This window comes from Kordia antarctica (genome assembly GCF_009901525.1).
GTDB classification, from domain to species: Bacteria; Bacteroidota; Bacteroidia; order Flavobacteriales; family Flavobacteriaceae; genus Kordia; species Kordia antarctica.
In genome coordinates, this window is sequence record NZ_CP019288.1 from 1,389,699 (window position 1) to 1,408,932 (window position 19,234).

The 19,234-nt window shown below is 31.8% G+C and carries 16 protein-coding genes; 5 read left to right on the top strand and 11 right to left on the bottom strand.

Going from position 1 to position 19,234, the window contains the following annotated elements:
* Positions 1 to 38: 38 nt before the first annotated feature.
* From IMCC3317_RS05625 to IMCC3317_RS05635, 3 genes are read left to right on the top strand one after another with little or no spacing between them, the layout of a single operon-like run.
* Entirely contained in the window at positions 39 to 3,770 is a 3,732-nt protein-coding gene (locus tag IMCC3317_RS05625; protein WP_160128532.1) for a caspase family protein, read from the top strand.
* An 11-nt stretch (positions 3,771 to 3,781) separates the two neighbouring features.
* A complete protein-coding gene (locus tag IMCC3317_RS05630) occupies positions 3,782 to 5,194 on the top strand; it encodes a hypothetical protein (RefSeq protein ID WP_160128533.1) in 1,413 nt (470 codons plus the stop codon).
* A gap of 36 nt (positions 5,195 to 5,230) precedes the next feature.
* Positions 5,231 to 6,073 (top strand): restriction endonuclease, encoded by an 843-nt coding sequence (locus tag IMCC3317_RS05635; protein ID WP_160128534.1) that lies wholly within the window; start codon positions 5,231 to 5,233, stop codon positions 6,071 to 6,073.
* Positions 6,074 to 6,081: 8 nt separating this feature from the next.
* Here IMCC3317_RS05635 and IMCC3317_RS05640 read toward each other — a convergent pair whose 3' ends face one another.
* Positions 6,082 to 7,089, bottom strand: coding sequence for a hypothetical protein (locus tag IMCC3317_RS05640; RefSeq protein WP_160128535.1), 1,008 nt, complete (start codon positions 7,087 to 7,089; stop codon positions 6,082 to 6,084).
* Positions 7,090 to 7,093: 4 nt separating this feature from the next.
* A complete protein-coding gene (locus IMCC3317_RS05645; RefSeq protein ID WP_160128536.1) occupies positions 7,094 to 9,250 on the bottom strand; it encodes a VIT and vWA domain-containing protein in 2,157 nt (718 codons plus the stop codon).
* Between the two features lie 209 nt (positions 9,251 to 9,459).
* Here IMCC3317_RS05645 and IMCC3317_RS05650 point away from each other — a divergent pair, with 209 nt between their 5' ends.
* Positions 9,460 to 10,005 (top strand): acyl-CoA thioesterase, encoded by a 546-nt coding sequence (locus tag IMCC3317_RS05650; RefSeq protein ID WP_160128537.1) that lies wholly within the window; start codon positions 9,460 to 9,462, stop codon positions 10,003 to 10,005.
* Positions 10,006 to 10,120: 115 nt separating this feature from the next.
* Here the strand turns inward: IMCC3317_RS05650 and IMCC3317_RS05655 are convergent, their stop codons facing one another.
* Positions 10,121 to 10,450 carry a T9SS type A sorting domain-containing protein gene (locus tag IMCC3317_RS05655; protein WP_160128538.1) on the bottom strand — a complete coding sequence of 110 codons (330 nt, stop codon included), beginning with the start codon at positions 10,448 to 10,450 and terminating at the stop codon, positions 10,121 to 10,123.
* A 197-nt stretch (positions 10,451 to 10,647) separates the two neighbouring features.
* Between IMCC3317_RS05655 and IMCC3317_RS05660 the strand changes: the two genes are divergently transcribed.
* Entirely contained in the window at positions 10,648 to 11,931 is a 1,284-nt protein-coding gene (locus tag IMCC3317_RS05660) for a lipase family protein (protein ID WP_160128539.1), read from the top strand.
* A gap of 220 nt (positions 11,932 to 12,151) precedes the next feature.
* On the opposite strand, the gene IMCC3317_RS05665 is transcribed toward IMCC3317_RS05660, so the two are convergent.
* The 8 genes from IMCC3317_RS05665 to IMCC3317_RS23245 all read right to left on the bottom strand — a co-directional run bounded on the left by IMCC3317_RS05665 (position 12,152) and on the right by IMCC3317_RS23245 (position 19,231).
* A complete protein-coding gene (locus tag IMCC3317_RS05665) occupies positions 12,152 to 12,790 on the bottom strand; it encodes an RloB family protein (RefSeq protein ID WP_160128540.1) in 639 nt (212 codons plus the stop codon).
* A gap of 4 nt (positions 12,791 to 12,794) precedes the next feature.
* Positions 12,795 to 14,090, bottom strand: coding sequence for an AAA family ATPase (locus IMCC3317_RS05670; protein ID WP_160128541.1), 1,296 nt, complete (start codon positions 14,088 to 14,090; stop codon positions 12,795 to 12,797).
* 227 nt (positions 14,091 to 14,317) lie between these two features.
* Entirely contained in the window at positions 14,318 to 15,766 is a 1,449-nt protein-coding gene (locus tag IMCC3317_RS05675; protein WP_160128542.1) for a sigma 54-interacting transcriptional regulator, read from the bottom strand.
* A gap of 166 nt (positions 15,767 to 15,932) precedes the next feature.
* Positions 15,933 to 17,075, bottom strand: a complete 1,143-nt coding sequence (locus IMCC3317_RS05680; protein ID WP_160128543.1) for a vWA domain-containing protein — start codon at positions 17,073 to 17,075, stop codon at positions 15,933 to 15,935.
* Positions 17,076 to 17,486: 411 nt separating this feature from the next.
* Positions 17,487 to 17,795, bottom strand: a complete 309-nt coding sequence (locus IMCC3317_RS05685) for a type II toxin-antitoxin system RelE/ParE family toxin (RefSeq protein ID WP_160128544.1) — start codon at positions 17,793 to 17,795, stop codon at positions 17,487 to 17,489.
* The gene (locus IMCC3317_RS05690; RefSeq protein WP_160128545.1) at positions 17,780 to 18,016 is read right to left on the bottom strand and encodes a hypothetical protein; all 237 of its coding nucleotides are present in this window, start codon (positions 18,014 to 18,016) and stop codon (positions 17,780 to 17,782) included. Before IMCC3317_RS05690 ends, IMCC3317_RS05685 begins: the two co-directional genes overlap by 16 nt.
* 91 nt (positions 18,017 to 18,107) lie before the next feature.
* Positions 18,108 to 18,329 (bottom strand): hypothetical protein, encoded by a 222-nt coding sequence (locus IMCC3317_RS05695; RefSeq protein ID WP_160128546.1) that lies wholly within the window; start codon positions 18,327 to 18,329, stop codon positions 18,108 to 18,110.
* 233 nt (positions 18,330 to 18,562) lie between these two features.
* On the bottom strand, positions 18,563 to 19,231 hold the full coding sequence (locus IMCC3317_RS23245; protein ID WP_174805950.1) for a hypothetical protein: 669 nt from the start codon (positions 19,229 to 19,231) through the stop codon (positions 18,563 to 18,565).
* Positions 19,232 to 19,234: the final 3 nt, after the last annotated feature.

Consider the following 19,234-nt stretch of genomic DNA (forward strand, 5'->3'; position numbering starts at 1 on the left):
AAGGACTTTCTTTGTATAGTATTTCTCCATTCAGAAAAATGAATTATGTTCAAAATACCATTCTCGATTCATTAATTGATACTTCAGATGAATTATATGACGATACTATAAAAAGCTGTATTTATTACACAGATTATACGGTTAAACTTGAAAAAAATTGCAAACACACTAAACATTCTGATGATTTTGTAGCATCAAATAGTAAGCTTCAACCGATACTTAGCTTAGCATATGATAAAGAGGAAACAAAAGATTTTCTGAAAGATTTAGCAATTAAATTTGATCCGTTAAAATTCGTTTCTGCACTATTCATCATTGATATTAGTACAATAGATCCTAAACATATTTCTAATGTAGATGGTGAGTTTGAATTTTCTGCGGAAGCAAATCTCGAAGAAAACATCGAAAAATATCTAAAGTATGTCATTATAAATTATAACGATCGATGTGTTGCGTATACAAAAGATGGAACTGTTGTGTTTGAGGAAAAAATGGCGTCCACCAACTTTTATAATAATGGCTCTTTTGTTTTGACAAGCTACGAAATGATTTCGCCGTTGGCACATTTATACACAGGAGTTAGTTTTGCAGGTTTTGAAATTGCAAAGAAAAATATATTTTTACTTGATTTTCAATTCCAAAATAAACAATTTGTTACCTCTTTAAAAAATCAAAAAAGAGATGGAACTAAAACATTTCAAGTAGCAGAAGCATTTAAAAAATTCATGCTTTCTACAGAAAACATCATACTTAAAAATAATACACCAAAAAGATTCGTTGTAAACACATTTAATAGAAATAAAAAAGTAGTGTTTGATGCAAGTGCGATTACTAAAAAAACATCTTATGAAAATCTTGTAATTACCTACGAATCGCTAGAATTAAATTTAGATACTGAATTTAAGAACGAAAACAGCTTTGACTATGAAATTCTAAGTTCATTTAAAGATTTTATAGTCGTTCTCAAAAAAGAGATCTATAAAGACGATGCTTCTGTTTTTAATAATGAATTAATACTTATTGGCGTTGCAGATGGACAATTAAAACACGAATTATTAATCACCTTTTTCTCCTATCTTCAAATAGAAGAAATAGTTCTTTTAGAAGGAAATGAACAAATAGAAATTGCCGCTTTTTTTCTTGATAAAACAAAAAATACACGGCAAATAGAAAGTTTTATAATCGATTCATTTTTTGAATTTTATCACAATGGAACAATAAAATTTAATGGAACTAAGAACCATCTTGAAAGTAATAATGGTCTTTATATGCTATTTAATACTGATATTGGCTACACTAAAAATGTTTATAAAGAATATACAAATGTCGTTTATGATTATGTCGATATTAATAATGGAAATTACTATATGTATTATGATTATGAATATCCGAAAGATACATTTTTCATTAATAATATAACTGCAACAAACTTCAAATTAGACAATTATGTAACTGCAACAGTAAATGATCTTGTAGATGCAAAAAATATTGAAACACTATCTTTATACAAACAGAATCTTCTTGATACTGAAAATATTCAGGTTGAATATACGTATGAAAAAGTATTTAAAGATGAATATTCATATGAACAAAAAGATACATATCGAATTACGACTAACGGCAAAGAAAAATCAGTTCAACTAAAAACATATTCGCGAAAAATTGGACAAAAATATGCGTTGTCGCCTTCGGTATTAGTAGGCTATTCTAATGATTTAAAGTACTTTCTTTTTTATTCGAATGATGATCTTATAAATGGTTCCCTAAAAGTATATGATTTTGAAAAAGGTACCTTTATTTTTTCTAAATTTTTAGGTGGCAATCGCACTTCTGCAAACATTGATTATTTCCAAGGAATGTCTTTTTCTGTATTTAAAGACAAACTAATCATTCGCTATAACAATGTTGAATCTGAGATTTATGATCTCAATACTTCTGAAAAATTAGCAGACTATTATTACTATTCAGATGACGAATGGTATGTAGTTACACCAAGCGGTTTGTATGACAAATCCAGTAAAAAAACGGATAAACTCTATTATGTGTATGACAAGAAAGAGCTTTTTGAATTGGATCAATTTAAAAAAGAATACCAATACAACGATCTCTTGCCATTAATTTTAGGTATTAGCGACAGATCGTTTCCAAAACAATTGAATCTACAAGATGAAATTAAAAAATTGCCGCCTGAAATTGTATATCAAATTCAAAATAACAAAACACTAAAAGGAACGATTAAAAAACGAGAAGGTGGCGCACGTAATATTTTTTTCTGCATTGCTGGAAGTGAAAAAAAAGAAATTAAGCCACAATTTAATTCGGAAGGAATTGCTTCTTTTAAAATAGACCTTTCTGAGTTTAAAGATGATTATCTTAATGAAAACAATAAAATTTATGTAAAAGCTTCCAATGCAACGAATACAATTACGAGCAAAGGCGAAATCTTAAACTTTCAATATCAACAAAACACGCAAGAAATTACCAAAGCAACGGAGGAAGATAAAAATGAACCCATCACAAATGCAAAACTCTATGCGCTTTTTGTCGGAATTGAAAATTATGACAACAGACCTTTAGAATATGCGGAAGATGATGCAAGCGACATGAAAATGTGTGTGGAACTCATTAATAAAAACTTATACACGAATGCGCCTGAAATTATCTATTTACCAAACGAAGAAGCGTCTAAAAAAAACATTACAGATGCATTAAAATACATTCAAGAAAAAGCAAATGCGGAAGATGTTGTCCTACTCTACTTTAGCGGGCACGGAATTACTGGAGAAGCATTAGAAAATGATTATGACGAAGTGACAAATCGTAATTTCTATTTCATAACGGAAGATTTTAATTATGTAAACAAAGAATATTTCTCTGAACTTTCCATTGATGAAAATCTAGAAAGCAAACAAGCAATTTCATCTACAGAATTAAATCATTTTTTAGCTGGTGACAACATGAATGCGCAAAAGAAAATATTAATTATGGATGCGTGTTTTTCTGGCAGACTTTTAAATCCTTCGTCAAATAAGTTCGCAAAATCAGATGAAAATAATCTCACATACGCGCAAGAAAAAGCATTGCAAGAACTAAATTCAAAAACAGGAACGATTATATTAACGGCTTCTCGAAGCGATGACAGAGCCTACGAAACAGAAAATTATCAACATTCGTTTTTAGCTTGGGGATTATTAAAAGCACTAAAAGACAAAGATTACAGCAAATACGGCGACAATGTAAAAGTGGATGCTTGGCTAAAATATGCAAAATACATTGTAGAAAATGAAATTACAGATCTCAACATTCAAAAACCTGCGATCAGCACAAATGAAGATGTCGATTTTGCAATTGGTTCTGTAAAAAATGACATCTTAAAAAACTTTACATTAGCTGGCGCATTGCCAATTATGAATACCGCAGATATTTCTGCCGAAAATCCGCAATCGCGTGGAAAAGCAGCTACGATTCGGTTAGCAATTAATAATCAATTGAAAAGATATGTTGAGGATAAAAATAGTACTGACAAAAAATTTACGTTCAGAGATTCCGATTATGCCGATTCTGGATATCGTATTTGGGGAAAAATTTCTAGTAAAGATAACATTTCAACACTTACGTTTTCACTCTTAAAAGATGGGAAACCTATTCAATTGGATATGAAATCAGCTAACAATCAATCAAATCCATATGAATATTCTAAAACATTTGACACTACTGATCTTGAAAAAAATATAATTACATTTGTGAAAACCATCATCAACCAACTATAAAACAATTCCATATGAAAAACACCTTTACACTCATTATATTGCTATTTGCATTTGTTATAAGTTCAACTGCACAAGAACGTTACAACGTTGAATACGACTATAAAACTGATACGTTTATATACCAAAAAGTAAAAGATGATGGTACACTAGAAGTATTAGAAAAACCAAAAATGAAGCGGAATAGCATGGTGAAAATTCATTTAAAAAACGTGAATCCATTTGCGCTAGACATCAAACCTATAATTACAAGCGAAAATGTTTTTGTAGAAGGAAATAAGTACAATATCAACTCATTATTTGGAAATCTTCGCTCAAATACTGCCGATCCGAGTACAATTGGACTCAATATAAGTACGCCAACATTTGCTGCAGCTACTGAAAATAAACCTACTAAAATTACGAGAAGTGAAGCATCTGAAATCAACAAAACGATTGCCAACGAAATAAAAGCGACCAATACGCTCAATAAAAAAATTATAACGGCGAAAGATGTTTTCATTGCCAATCTTACAAACCCCAATCTATCCAAAGGTGAAATCAAAATACAGTTAGAAATTATTCTAACAGATATCGTTCCTTCGGAAAATACTCCAGAAGATGATTTTTATGCGTATTTGAATGATGTCAGAGATGATTTAAACAATAAAAATAGTATTATTAAAAACAATGTAGGTCAAATAACAACGCTATTTCGCAAAGAATTAACAAATCTCTATTCCAATTCAAAAAACAATCTCATAGAAGCAAATACGCTTGTAACTGAAACTGAAAAAACGATTAAAACTTCGCTCACAAACATAGAAACACTTCAAAAACTCTATGCAATGCTGGAAGCTTCAAGCTTTGAACAAATCACGGATTATGAAATTGTAAATGATAAAACTACGGTAGATTTACTATTCAAAAAAAGTACTTTTCTACAAGAAGTAAACATCGCAGGAACTGGCGAAGTTGTAAAAAATAGATCTATCAAACTCTATGCAACTGGCGGTTTTAAAATAAATACGAGTGTCGCATTAACACTCAATAATTTTGGAGAAAATTCGAGTGATTTCTACATCGATGGAACCAACCAAATTGGCGCTGACAAAAACGATTACTTCGTACCAAGTTTAGCGACAATGATTAACTTTTATCCATTTGCTGGAGAAAGCGTGAATATTGGCGGAAGTTTTGGATTATCCATTCCAATTACGGACAAAATTACAGGAGTTAACTTCTTATTAGGACCAACATTATTTTTTGGAAGCAAAAACAGACTTTCTGTAAGTGGCGGAATCGCGTATGGACCTGTAGAACGCTTAAAAGACGGATTACAAATTGGCGATACTACAAACAGAGCTTCCAATGAAATCACTAAAAATGTATATGATTTTGGGTATTTTTTCGGGATTTCTTTTAGTTTATTTGATGTGAAGAAGTAAACTTCACGCAGTAATTTTTGATCAAAATAATTATCAATGTCAATAGAAGATAAAGCTTGGAGGAAATATGAAAGGCAAATTCATCAAGAATTAGCTTCTATATTTAAAGATTGTGAATTTGAATTCGACGATAGAATATTTGGAAAATATAGTAAAATTGATAGACAAATTGATATTTCTATTAGAGGAGAAATAGGTGGAAACAAAATTCTTGGAATAATAGACTGTAAATGTTTTTCTAAAAATATAGATGTTACAATAGTTGATGGTTTTCTTGGGATGATAGAAGATACAAAAGCTAATTTTGGAATTATAATTACTAAAAAAGGATATACTTCTTCTGCTAAAAATCGTGCTAGAGTTAAAAATTTAAGGCTTGATATAATTGAGTTTGATGAATTAGAAAAAATAAGATTAACATTTGATTATTTTGTAAATCAAAAAATTAAAAACTTAGAGTTATCAAAGTATGAGTTTTTTAAACGTGCAAAACAAAATTGGGGTTACTTTGATCCTTCTAAATCCAATTACAGTAAAAGGATTATAACATTTAAAGAAAGCGATACCAGTACAGAATATTTTGCTTATAAGAGAATAATTAAAGAAAGTGCTAGATTATTTAGAGATTTTTCTGATTTAGATTTAGTAACAATAAGAATACCTGTTAAGGAAGAAAGCAAAAAGAAATTATATTTTTCGAGCATCAAAAGAAATAATTTAGAAGTATTTCTTAAAGTCAATTTTGACTCTCTAAGAGATGATATCAAATTATGGAGAAATGATTTTCTAGAAAATAAAGATTATACAAAAGAATCGATTTACGATTTTGCAAAGGAAAATATTAATTCTATTGAATACACTGATTATGACAAAATATAAATAGTTACTCACACTTTCGTATAACTAATTCCTGTAATATTTATTGGCGAATATTCTTTTCTATTCGATTTCATAACTGGTTCCATCACGCATAAAACAGTCGTTTTCCCTTTGATGAATAATGTATTTCCACGAACTTTTGTTAACCATCTGAATTTTTCGATTGGAATATTGAACTCTTTTATCACATTTGCCAACTCTTCGTTTTCGGAAATCCAATCCATAATTTCCTGTTTGTTATTGAAATTTGGAATCTCGGAAGCTTCTTCAAACTCAAATTCCCATTCCATAGGAATATTAAAACGATACGTGTATAACTCGCCTGGCAATTGCTCTGCGCGCGTTTTCAAAACAGTTTCCCAATCGGTTTTTACAGTTGGATATTTCTGTTGAAATTCACTTGCCAACGCTTTTGGTCCTGGCGAATGTGCTGTTGGATAATAGCCATAATACGTTTTTGCCAAATAATGTTCCGCGTATTTTCCGCCAAAAACATTAAAATATTCCGAAGCAAATACTTGAATGGTTTCATCGTGTGTAAAAGCAGTTTTTAAGCCTTTTAATAAAACTTTATTTGTTCCCAATCCGCAAGAATGAAAAATGATTTTTGTGTCTTTCGGTAAAAAATTTATCGCCAACGGAACTATTTCTTTTGTTGTTAAAGCTTCCGCTAGATTTTCCTCCGTAATACGTTCACCATTTTCACTCGTTTTCATCGACAAACCGCGCCACGGATTGCTGTGACTCACAACGTGAATATCGCTATACAAACTAGAATCGTAATGTAACCGAAGCCAATGTAGAATTTCTGCCAAACTATATTCTGTATCAATCACTTGATAATTTCCGTTGTCAAAATAGTTCTTTGCATTTGTATAATATGTATTATCGCCTTCATCAAAACCAGCAATAAAAACCAATGATTTTGGCTGTTCCAATTCAATTTGCGTTGTTACAGTTCCCGCGAAAGCGGAAACTGAACAACAAACCAACACTACTAAACATATCTTTTTCATCTGACTAATTTTTAATCGTTATCGTAACTTCTTTTCCAATAGAAAATACGTGGTCAATAGTAATCAAGTTGATGCGTTCCAATAACACTTCATTCGTAATCCAAACACCATTCACCAAAATTTCTACTGTTGAAATTGTTCCATTTTTAGCAACTTTCACACGGATTCCATCATACTTTTTCAAATACTTCTCAATGATTTTTGTGTAATTTTCCTTGAACCAAGTTGTTGCTTTTTCAGTAAGAACTTCATCATCATTTTTCACGATTTCAGTCTTCTTTTGCTTTTTAATAAATGTTTTTCCTTTTACAGAAGCTTCTGCTCCAACCGCGCTATTATTCACATTTTTCGGCATTGGCAACGGTTGTTTTACGACTTTTCGATTTCCGCTAGTATTCACAACTTCGTTATCAACTGCAACAAAAGATGTGTATTGTGTTACCAAATTATATTTTAAGCCAAGTGCAATTACTTCGTCTTTTGTGTTGTCTCTAAAACGTGTTTTATAATCGTCCAAACGCTCTATCTTTTTACGCGCCCACAAATACTTCAATGCTTCGTTATCTTTGCTCAACATTCCATCTGCGACCATAAATTCTTTTTGAAAAATTCCGTTTCCACTTTGTCCAGTAATTGTTAGCGTTCCTTTTGCGTCTCCTCTGTATTTTCCGAAAACTAAAATTGGTCGTGATGCAAACACATCTGGAATGCTGCTTGGCGTTACGTCATACGCGTCAAAACCTTCCGCTTTGATTCGAATTTGCGTCAATATCGGCGATTTTATGTAGTTTCTGAACTTTTCTGCAACTTCATTTGCTTTGTTCATTTCGGTTACAATAAACGATTCGCTGTTGCTCACTTTCGACATTCCTTCTAATAAATATCTGTTTACGCTAGATCCAATTCCGAACGTAAATACGTTGGCTTGCCCTAAATTTTGTTCAATCATTTCGAATGCTTTTCGTTCCACACTTACATATCCGTCGGTAATTACAACCATTGATCGTGCACTTGTTTTGTCCATTCTTGGTAATTGATACGCCGTTTTGAGCGCGTTTAACAATCGTGTTCCGCCGCCGCCGCGTTCGTTAGATAAAAAGTTGATTCCTTTTTGAATATTTTCTTTGGTACATGACAATGGTTTATCTGATAAAACAACCGAACCGCCTGCAAATAGTAGAATGTTGTAATGATCTGTTTCTGGTAAATTGACTAATAAGTTGCGGAATAATTTCTTAGAAACTTCCATCGGATAGCCGTTCATAGAACCTGAAACATCTACAATAAAAAGATATTCTTTCGCCGTTTCTTTTACATTTACAGAAGCTTTTGGCGGTTCCATCATATAGGCAAAAAAATGTTCTCCTTCTTCTTCATACAATAATAATCCTGATTGAATTTCTTTTCCTCGCATTCCATATGTTAGAATAAAATCGCGATTAGATGAATTTTCGTTTTCTTTCTTTAGAGAGATTTCTGCTATTCGCGTGTTTGGATAGTTCACGTTAATTTTGTGTGTATTTGAAGAAACATCTGCGATTGGAATTCCTGAGTTGATTTGAACGTTTAAATCAAAATCGAATGTGTCTGCAATTCCTTTTCCTGTATATGGCTGATTGAATGTGGTTTCGCCAGACGTATTTTCGCCTGTAAATCGTGGTCCGACAACGCCAGGAAACATAAATTCGTATTCGCCTGTTGTTGGCACTAACATTTCGGTGTAATAAATATCAATCGTTACAATATCGTTTTGCATAATGTTTCCAACGTTCATTTGAAACACATTCGGACGATGCTGATCTAGTTTTGCAGCGCGTTTCCCTTCTTTCAACGCTTTGTCGTAGACACGTTGTGCTTCTTGCTTTTCAAATATTTTTGCGTTGATGGTTCTGTCGCCAATAGTCATTTGCATTTTGTGAACTGCCGCTTGTGTTGATAATGGAAATACATATTTGGCTTCTATCGGAATGCTTCCTGTGTTTTGGTAGGTTTGTGCAATGTGAACGTTTGCAATATTTCCTGAAATTTTTACGTCAACTTTTGTCGATTTTAAAGGAATTACGGCGTTTGGTGTCAAAACTTCTAAGTAAGGACTTTCGGTTTTTTGCGCGAATCCGAAGCTGGAAATAAATGCGATAATGAGAATACAGATGTTTTTCATAATGTTGGATATTTTATAGTTTTTGTTCTTGATGAATCAAATATCCTATGAAATTGTGATAGAATTTGTGGTGTTTTAGAATTCGTTGCGGATCATTTAGTATTCGTTTGTGTTTGATGGTTTATGTAACGGAAGATTTCAATTTTTACCGAGTTCCATCTCACGCAAGTGAAAATGTTTGCCTATTTTTAGCAGCTAAATGAACTAGTATGAGTATTCAATATAAATCTGCCAAAGCTTCCAGAGTCAGTATTTCCGAATTGATGTTGCCGTCACATTCAAATTTTAGCGGGAAAATTCATGGAGGATATATTCTTTCTTTGTTAGATCAGATTGCGTTTACATGCGCTTCCAAACATTCGAGAGCGTATTGTGTGACAGCTTCTGTAGATACCGTAGATTTTTTGAATCCGATTGAAGTTGGCGAGTTGGTTACGATGCGCGCTTCTATTAATTATGTCGGACGAACTTCAATGGTTGTTGGCATTCGCGTTGAAGCAGAAAATATTCAGACTGGCGCTGTAAAACATTGTAATTCTTCTTATATCACAATGGTTGCGCGCGATGATGACGGAAAAGGAATTGAAGTTGACGGATTGCTTTTGGAGAATTTAACGCAGATTAAACGTTTTTTGAAAGCGTTGAAGCGTATGGAAATGAAACAGACACGCACCAAGGAATTTGATCATAAAGATTTTGTTCCAGAGACGTATATGAATGTTTTAGCGAAGTATAAAGTGAAGGTTGTTAGTTAGGGATTAGGGATTAGGGATTAGGGATTAGGGAAATTACTTTTTATTTCAAATATGAATTTTTCTCGACTGCATTAGCTGAAAACTCAATACTAAAATCTAAATACTCAATACTAATTTACTTTTTCACAAATCGTTTCGTGATCGACTTTTTTTCTGTAATCACTTTTACCAAGTAAATTCCTGATTTCCAAGAAGTAATATCAATAGCATTGTGCAATGCTGTGAGTTTTCCTGTGTAGATTTTTCTTCCTAATAAATTATAGATCTCAACTGCCGCATCTGTTTTTTGCGCAAGTCTGATGTTTAATTCATTAATACCAGGATTTGGAGAAATGTTAAAAACAGTTTCTGAAGTAGCATCAATTTGAGCGTCATCGTTATTTTGTGCAATAACAACCGTACTTAAAGAGAATAATAAGATAAAAAAAAGTATTTTTTGCTTCACTCGTTTCCCGATTTGATGTGTTTCTAACAAATGTAATAATTATTTGTAATACTTACCTTATTTTAACATTGTATAAACATATTTTAATTTACACAGTAGAACTACGTGGTTCTATTTTCACGTAAAAGTAATCTTACATATACTTATTTTTCATCGTTACTTTGTTATCAGTATTAACAGATTAAGAAAAAAAAGCTATGAATCCTTCAAGTCAATTATTACAACAAATATACAGTCTTTCCTTTTCCGTAAACTCAGCATCCAATCTTCATTGGGATCAATCTGATTGTAAAAGCGGAATGATAGCAATGCAAAAATATGTAACTAAAGTAGCGAGTGATGTGTTGTCCGAAACAGCCGCTATTATTGGCGATTGGAAAGCAATTTGGGGACCAATTGTGTATGCAAATGATCCAACTTCAAATTCCGTTCATGCCGATAATACAATGGGAATGTACTATAATGCAACTGAAAATGTAATCGTAATTGCCATTGCAGGCACAAATGTAAATTCGCCTTTTGGTTGGTTGGTAGAAGATTTTTCTGTGAATAAAACGATTGCTTGGGAATTGGTTACTGGTGTTCCAAATTCTGGAAATATTTCAAACGGAACGCACGTTGGACTTGATATTTTATTGAAGATGCAAAACATAGAAAAAGATACGGTTGTCAGCGCATTAAAGAGTTTTTTAACGGCAAATCCTACTTTATCAGATGTGCAAATAGCTGTTGCTGGTCATAGTTTAGGAGGCGCATTATCGCCAACATTGGCATTGTATTTATCTGATACTAAGAATGATTGGGATCCGAATAGCAAAACGTCTCTTGGCGCTTTTCCAACGGCTGGACCAACGCCTGGCGATGAAGGTTTTGCTTCGTATTATGAGAAGCAAATCAAGGCAAAGAAAATTTATTATTTAAGTCAGCACAACGCAATTGATGTCGTGCCACATGCGTGGGAAAAAAGTGATATAGAAAAGATTCCAACAATTTATGAAAAGTATATTACGCCACCAAGTGATGCAAATCCGTCAGAAACTTTGACAGGAACATTGGCTAGCACTTTGGCTTTGAATGCCTTAGCGACTAAAAATATTCTTGGTGTTCCTGTGAATCGGTATCAGCAAATTTCTCCTTCAACTACTTTAAATGGTACTTTTGACACCACAATTGATGCTACAATTTCAAAGAAATTAAAATATATAGAACTCGTACTTCCGTTAGCATTAGGAAAGTACGCCGCATATTTACGAAATTTAGCGCGTTTTGCCGGACAAGCCGCTGTACAACACACTTCTGAGTATCATACATTGTTGAATATTGTGCCGTTTATGACCGCATATGGGCACATTTTAAATGCGAATAAGCCGAAAGATCAAGTTGTATTGGAACCGTATGAATGTGCTGTAAAAGAGATTGCTAAGATCGATTTACAGAAAATTGATGAAGCTGCGATGTTATTGGCGAAGCATGAGCATTGAGCTTAGATTTAATTGTTCTTGAATAGTCTTTAATTAATTATTATTTAGAAGCAAAAATGTTTCCAGCAGATCAGTTTGATTTGGTGGAGGGATTTTTTTTGGTTGAAACTGATTTAATTTGTAGAAACTCATTTGACTAGCAAAAACCAGTAGAAGTCCATGAGAACTTTTCTAAGTAGACTTGTAGTAGTAATTAATTTTAAGATTTTGGCAGTAGACTTTATTTAGGATTAATTACTTTGTAAATCTCTAGAATTTCAAAAAACAAATTCATTTCACATATCGCTTTGTTAGTATTTGCCTTATTAAACTTTAAACTTTTAGAATATTCCATCGCTATTTTTATATTTCCTTTAAGTTTTAAATAGATATCGTTGTCTTGTTTAGTAAAATATTTTTGAGTTTTTTCGTAGTCTTTTAAGTATTTTTTTAACTGCTTTTCTGCGGAATTACAATCTGTAAAAAGTTTAGCTGTTTTTTCAAAGTGTAAAAGAAACCAAAATTCAACACAAGGATTATTGACTATAACAATTACATTCTTATTTTTTTCTACTTTCTCTTTAAGCTTTACAAACAATTGCTCACTAGTCTCAGTTCTGTTTTGGGATTCACGAGTTTCCTTAATTATTACGTCATAATCAACTATCCAAAAGACTTTAGTGTAATCTTCTGCTAATTCGTCAACCATTTTGTATTGTTCAGATATACTTTTTTTACTCGGAAGCCTAGGTTCAATATTTATGTTAAGTTCTCTTTCATTCCTTTTTAACATCTGTAAATACCAAACTTCTGTTTTTCCATCGACTACAAAAGCGAATGTCTTAGAACCTTTTATTGATATTTTCTTACTTTTTCTCATTAGACTAGTACAGTTCTATATAGAAATCACCTAAATTAGGTCTACCCTTGAGTTTCCCACTTTTATAGGCATTTAAAACATTTGTTGTATCTCTAACTACAGAAGTGTCGAAATCTGCGAGAGAATATAATTCAGTAGAGCAATCATTAGATTTGTTAGAAAACCAAATTGCATCATTTCTGAATATATCCTTATTATCTAATATTTCTCTATTGTGAGTTGTAGCCAATATTTGAGAATTTTTAGTATTTACAAGAAATGATAAAACAAACTGAATATATAAATCTGGATGAAGTGAAGCTTCTAATTCATCTATAGGAAATATATGGTTATTTTTAATTAGAAGAGCTAATAAACCTGCAAATCCATAGTATCTTTTTGTTCCCTGAGATTCTAGGTCAATAGGTAAAGTATATTTATTACCATTTACAGTGTGTTCAAAATCAATATTTATAGAAGTTATTTTCCCTTCTTCTTTAAGTTTTTTGAATTTATCATTTGAAATTTTTAATTGTTTTTCAATTAATTCAAAAATTTCAGAAGATATTTCTTTATCCTCTTCTTTAATTAAGATATCTGATATATGAAAATCTGCTTTTTTTAATATGTTTATTACGTCAGTTTTTGATATTTCTTTATTATTAATTTTAGATGTAACGTAACCTTCTAATTCAGTTCTTGTGTAAACTAAAGGCTTCAAATAATTCCTAAACCAATCAATAGTTTCGTTTAATTCAATAAAATCAATATTAGTTTTTAAAAAACCTCCTAAAACAGTATTGTTCCAAAGCGTGTTTGACTCAAGCGTTTTTTTAAACGTTTTGTCCTTTTTTATTTTGCTACCAAATTCGATTTCTGTGAATTGATGTATTAAATCTGTTTTTCTTTTAAAAACATTTGCTTTTTTGGGATTATAATTATCCAGTTTCTCACTTACAATTGCTTCTTCAGTAAACTCAACTTTATAATCATATCTTACATTGTTATGAATAAAGTCAATTGACAGTTTTGATGTTTTATTTGGAGTTTCTTGATCAAAAAGAAAAGGACGAAAATTTAATTCATCTGTTTTCTTTTCTTCTGGGTCAAGTACTATATCACGTAGAAATTCTAAACCATTTAAAATTGTTGTCTTACCAGATGCATTAGCTCCATATATTAGAGCTAACTTTAGTAACCTAAAGCCGCCTGAGTGTATAATATAATAGTCCTCTAAGTGTTCAGATTTATCGGCTTCAAAAGTCAATGTCTGCTTATCTTTTACAGAACCGAAATTTTCTAGGCTATAATTGATTATCATTTCTTTATTTCTAATTTGTAAGTTATTTTCAAATTAACAATAATTAATTTAGTTTATCATGTTTTTAAGGTTGAATTTTACTAATGAATTACAATCCTTAGTTCATCACATTAATTTAAATACCACCAAAACCAAAAATGTTCCCAAAAAATCATCACGATTCCATGGGAACATTTTCTATTTAAGTTTAAATCAATATTAGATGAAAGTTACAACTAATTATTCCACTAGAAATGCTTGCTAAAGCCAGCCGAATCAAATTTAAAAGCAGTATTATTCTCCGATTTATCCAATTTGTTATTAATTGATAAAGCCCATAAAACCAATTCCATACAAAAAGCTTGATCTTCTTTGGACATTTCAGAAGCATATTCTTCAACAACAGCCACTAAAGGTTTTACAGTGTTTAGATTCGTGTAGAATTCGTCATCTGTATCTGTATAGTTTAATTCAAGATAATTCTCTTCAAACCAATTTATTACGTCTGTGTAGGTTGTTTTTACACCATGTTTTTCTAGTTTTGGAACTTGTGGAAATATACTTTCAAATTGTACCATTACCGCAGTGTCAATCAGTATTTTTGCTACCTCATCTGCTCCTTCTTGTTCACCTTCGTATACGAGTTCAATTTTCCCAGTAATGGACGGAATGATAGACATGAAATCTACCAAACGAATCGTTGTTTTTTCTGCCTCAGTTTCAATTAATCGTAATTTTGCTGCTGCAATTAGGTTTTCCATCGCACTAATTGTTAGACGCGCACTTACGCCACTTTTTGCATCTACATATTCGCTGTTACGTGCTGCAAAAGCGACTTCTTCTAAAAGGTTTTTTGCCAAATTAGGAACTTGTATTGCCAATGAATCTGCCTTTGAAATTCGCGCTTCTTGCTCCGTAATTTTTCGCGCAAGCGCAATTGATTTTGGATAATGCGTGAAAATCTGAGAACCAATTCTATCTTTTAATGGCGTAACAATACTTCCTCTGTTTGTATAATCTTCGGGATTTGCAGTAAATACAAATTGAATATCAAGTGGCATTCTTAGTTGAAATCCACGGATTTGAATGTCACCTTCTTGCAGAATATTGAATAAAGATACTTGAATTCGTGCTTGTAAATCGGGAAGTTCATTGAGTACGAATATGGAACGATTTGCGCGAGGAATCATTCCATAATGCAATACACGTTCATCCGAATACGGCAATTTTAACGTAGCCGCTTTTATAGGATCGATATCGCCAATTAAGTCTGAAACATTTACGTCTGGTGTTGCTAATTTTTCATAGAAACGATTTGATCTGTGAATCCAAGAAATCGGTGTTTCATCGCCATGTTCGGCTATTAAATCTCTTGCGTATTTGGAAATTGGTTGAAATGGACTGTCATTAATTTCAGATCCTTTTACAATTGGCATGTATTCATCGAGCAAATCCACCATACTTCTTGCTATTTTGGTTTTTGCTTGTCCTCGCAAACCCAATAAATTGATATGATGTCCTGCAAGAAGTGCTTTTTTTAATTGCGGCACCACCGAATCTTCATAACCCCAAAGTCCTTCAAATACTGGCTGATTCGCTTTGATTCGAGCAATTAAGTTTGCTTGAATTTCTTCGTTAATTGTTTTGTTTGTATATCCTGAATCTTTTAATTCTTTGAATGTGATTTGTTTTTTCATGTATTTTTTTTATTCTTTTTCAATAGTTATATAGCAGTGTGAAAAAACTTGAAAAGCGTCATTCTGAATTTATTTCAGAATCTCATCATGCTAATTTTCAAGGTTTGTGTGAAACTGAATCAAGTTCAGTTTGACGTAAATTATACTTTTCAGACAACAGCTTCGCTTATATTCTATTTTTTCTATTTTTTTCGTAATCTTCAAAAATCATTTGTCCGAGTCCCGAAAGTCCAGTTAGAAATGCTTTTCCGTTGTTTTGTTCTGTGAAAAGTTCTACAAAATGTCGTAAATACGGATCTTGGGCAATCATAAATGTAGTGATCGGAATTTTTAATTTTCTCGCTTGCGCTGCTTTGTTCAAACATTTTTTAACGATCATTTCGTCCAAACCATTGCTATTTTTGTAAAATTCTCCTGAAGGCAATTGAATACAACTTGGTTTTCCGTCCGTAATCATAAAAATTTGTTTGTTGGTGTTTCGCTTTCTACGAAGAATGTCCATTGCTAATTCCAATCCGGCAACGGTATTTGTATGATACGGACCCACTTTTAAATACGGCAAGTCTTTGATTTTAATTGGCCAAGCTTCATTTCCAAATACAATGATATCGATGGAATCTTTTGGATATTTGCGATTGATTAATTCAACTAACGCCATTGCAACTTTTTTCGCTGGCGTGATGCGATCTTCTCCATACAGAATCATGGAATGACTGATATCAATCATTAAAACCGTACTCATTTGTGCTTTGTGCTTGGCTTCCTCAACGATGAGATCATTTTCTGTTAGGCGTAAATCTGAGATTCCATTATTGATTTGTGCATTTTTTAAGCTCTCGGTCATATTTACCATTGCTAAATCATCTCCGTATTGAAACGAACGATTGTCTCCATCGCGCTCATCTCCTACGCCAATTTTTGTGGTTTTATGATTTCCAATCCCGCTCTTTTTTAGTTTACCAAATATCTGATCTAACGCATATTCACGCAAAGCAGCTTCTAGTTTTGCTGTTAGAATATTTTTGCCTTTTCCTTGACCAGCTTTGCCTTTTTCAGGATTGATTTCTTCTTTGATGTATCCACGTTTCTTGAGGTCTTCTTCAAAATCTTGGATTGAATATTCTGCGTTGAAGATTTCATATTCTTTGTCAAGCATTGCTAACCACTCAAATGCTTCTTCAATATCACCAGATGTATGCGTAATCAAATCTTTAAAGATATTAAACACTCGATCAAAATGTGATATGTCTTTCGGACTGTGTTTACTGAATGTAAACCCTTTTCCAAAATTAAAATTTGTCTCTTTCATGTGTTCGCTCATTTTCTTTTTCAGTTCATCTAGCTTATAATTATGAAGATTTGCACCAGATTATTCTTTTTCTATAAAAATACGGGAAAGATTGCAGATAGGCAATTTGTGTGGAAGTGGTTTGTTATTATTTGGAAGTGTTTTAGATTGAAGATGTTTTGAGTAAGATTTTCAAGTGATGACTAAATCATTTCTTTTGTAGCCATTCTTTCATTTCAGAAATTACTGTTTCGCTATCAACAAAATTTCCGTTTTCAATATCTTTTCGTCCAGCTTCAATAGCTTCATTTTTCTCAGCAGATAATTAATACAAAGCTTGTTCGGAAGTATCAAAAATTATTCCTAGCATATTTTTGACTTGAATTAAAGGGTTAATAACTAACTATAAACATATACATTAGTAGTGGTAGACTATTTTCGCAATATTCTTTCTAATCTTTTTGGATTTTGTCTGCTGTCCCAAATTGTAAGAATCAATAAACGATCTTTTAAGTCAACTTCATAAATTATTAGGTAATCACTAACGATTTTAATTCGCGCGTTTGTGTAATCTGTTGATTTTCCAATTTCTGAATATTCTGATATTAGTCTTACAGCTTCTTTGAAGAGTCTGTTTAGTTTTTTGCTATAAGTGTTGGATTTGTTTCTCTTATTCCAATATATAAAAATTTCTTTTCTGTCATTTTGTGCTCTCCTTGACCAAATTATTTGTTTAACCATTCGTCAATCTCTTGGTTTGCTTGTTCATTTGTCAAATAGTCACCATTTTTAATTTGTTCTCGTGCCTCAGCAATCGCAGATTTTTGTTCCGCATTGAGCTTGTAGATTTCTTCAATTTCATTTTCAAGATTTAAGAAACGATAAAATTCCTCCAGTAGATTTTTATTTTTAGATAAGTTAATCTCGTTAATTAATTTCTTTTTGATTTCTATTGCTTTCATAACACAAATATTTTAACAAGATACTTTTTTTTTATCAAATGGATACTTAGCTTTTAAATTTTACGAAATAGTCAATTTTATTTAATCCGTTCTATTTATTCTTCGCTTTATCAATTAGGTTAAGCATCCCAGAAAATTTATCTTCAATTTTTTCCCAACCCAATCTATCTCCATACGAAATAAGATTTACGATTCCCATATTTATTTCTGCCCAAGCTTGTGAGTGTAAGAATTCTAATAGTTCTTTATCTTCTTTTGAAAGTTGTTCTCTATTTTCTAATCTTTTGATAGTTTCTAAAATTGTTCCTAGCATATTTTTTGACTTGAATTATTATATTTCAAAAATAGTGGTTTATTTTTAATGTTGAATGATTTGGTTTTGAAAAAGGTTTTATGTTTGTGTTTGTGATGTTGTTGTATATGAGTAATTGCGTGTTTTGAACAGTGAATTCAGTAAATGAAATACGAATTTAGAAAGTCCGTTTGAACTTTCGTAAATAGGCAAAAACCAGCAATTAATTTTATACGGTGTTAGGCACCGGCTTTTTAATCGAAATATTGTTCAAATTCATCTTTCATCACTTCATTTCCACGAATTATAGATCTTTTAAATGAAGTGAAATTTGACGATTTACTTAAATGTCTTCTAATATTTGCAAGAAAAAGAGCCTTATCATCTTCAGCGAAACCATCCTCAAAGTATTGGAACAAGTATTTCTGAAAATCTTTAATTTCCGTTAAAATATTATTTCTCAAATTCGAAGATTCAATAGTTTTTAGTTTTGTAGTCCCATTGTATACATCATTTAATAAATTTACTGTGGTTGTTGTAGATGGATTAGTGTCTAAAGCTTCGACAATAACTTTTTCCTTAGGAAATGGTTTGATGTAAACTTTTACTCTATTTTCTATGTCTTCTGCTATATTTGTGCAATCTATTAAATTTATGTATCTATCAGACTTAATATTATTACAATGACCACAAGACCAAAACAAGTTATTCCAGTTGAATTTTAAATCCATATCTCCTTTATGTGGTCTAAAATGCTCAACATTAATTGTGGTAGGTTCTTTGAACTCACAGATGTAACATTTATTTTTAAAGTCCGTTTTAATAGTTTCTAAAACGACACCGCACTTATAATCTCCACTTGCTTTAGCTTTTTCTGTTTCGAGACAAACTGGTGCAGGTTGTGATTTTTCAAAATATACCATAGC

Bases quoted from the DNA above. Each gene is read 5' to 3' on its own strand.
- IMCC3317_RS05625 (WP_160128532.1), top strand. From the start codon at position 39: ATGAATTATGTTCAAAATACCATTCTCGATTCATTAATTGATACTTCA.
- IMCC3317_RS05630 (WP_160128533.1), top strand. From the start codon at position 3,782: ATGAAAAACACCTTTACACTCATTATATTGCTATTTGCATTTGTTATA.
- IMCC3317_RS05635 (WP_160128534.1), top strand. From the start codon at position 5,231: ATGTCAATAGAAGATAAAGCTTGGAGGAAATATGAAAGGCAAATTCAT.
- IMCC3317_RS05640 (WP_160128535.1), bottom strand. From the start codon at position 7,089: ATGAAAAAGATATGTTTAGTAGTGTTGGTTTGTTGTTCAGTTTCCGCT.
- IMCC3317_RS05645 (WP_160128536.1), bottom strand. From the start codon at position 9,250: ATGAAAAACATCTGTATTCTCATTATCGCATTTATTTCCAGCTTCGGA.
- IMCC3317_RS05650 (WP_160128537.1), top strand. From the start codon at position 9,460: ATGAGTATTCAATATAAATCTGCCAAAGCTTCCAGAGTCAGTATTTCC.
- IMCC3317_RS05660 (WP_160128539.1), top strand. From the start codon at position 10,648: ATGAATCCTTCAAGTCAATTATTACAACAAATATACAGTCTTTCCTTT.
- IMCC3317_RS05665 (WP_160128540.1), bottom strand. From the start codon at position 12,790: ATGAGAAAAAGTAAGAAAATATCAATAAAAGGTTCTAAGACATTCGCT.
- IMCC3317_RS05670 (WP_160128541.1), bottom strand. From the start codon at position 14,090: ATGATAATCAATTATAGCCTAGAAAATTTCGGTTCTGTAAAAGATAAG.
- IMCC3317_RS05675 (WP_160128542.1), bottom strand. From the start codon at position 15,766: ATGAAAAAACAAATCACATTCAAAGAATTAAAAGATTCAGGATATACA.
- IMCC3317_RS05680 (WP_160128543.1), bottom strand. From the start codon at position 17,075: ATGAAAGAGACAAATTTTAATTTTGGAAAAGGGTTTACATTCAGTAAA.
- IMCC3317_RS05685 (WP_160128544.1), bottom strand. From the start codon at position 17,795: ATGGTTAAACAAATAATTTGGTCAAGGAGAGCACAAAATGACAGAAAA.
- IMCC3317_RS05690 (WP_160128545.1), bottom strand. From the start codon at position 18,016: ATGAAAGCAATAGAAATCAAAAAGAAATTAATTAACGAGATTAACTTA.
- IMCC3317_RS05695 (WP_160128546.1), bottom strand. From the start codon at position 18,329: ATGCTAGGAACAATTTTAGAAACTATCAAAAGATTAGAAAATAGAGAA.
- IMCC3317_RS23245 (WP_174805950.1), bottom strand. From the start codon at position 19,231: ATGGTATATTTTGAAAAATCACAACCTGCACCAGTTTGTCTCGAAACA.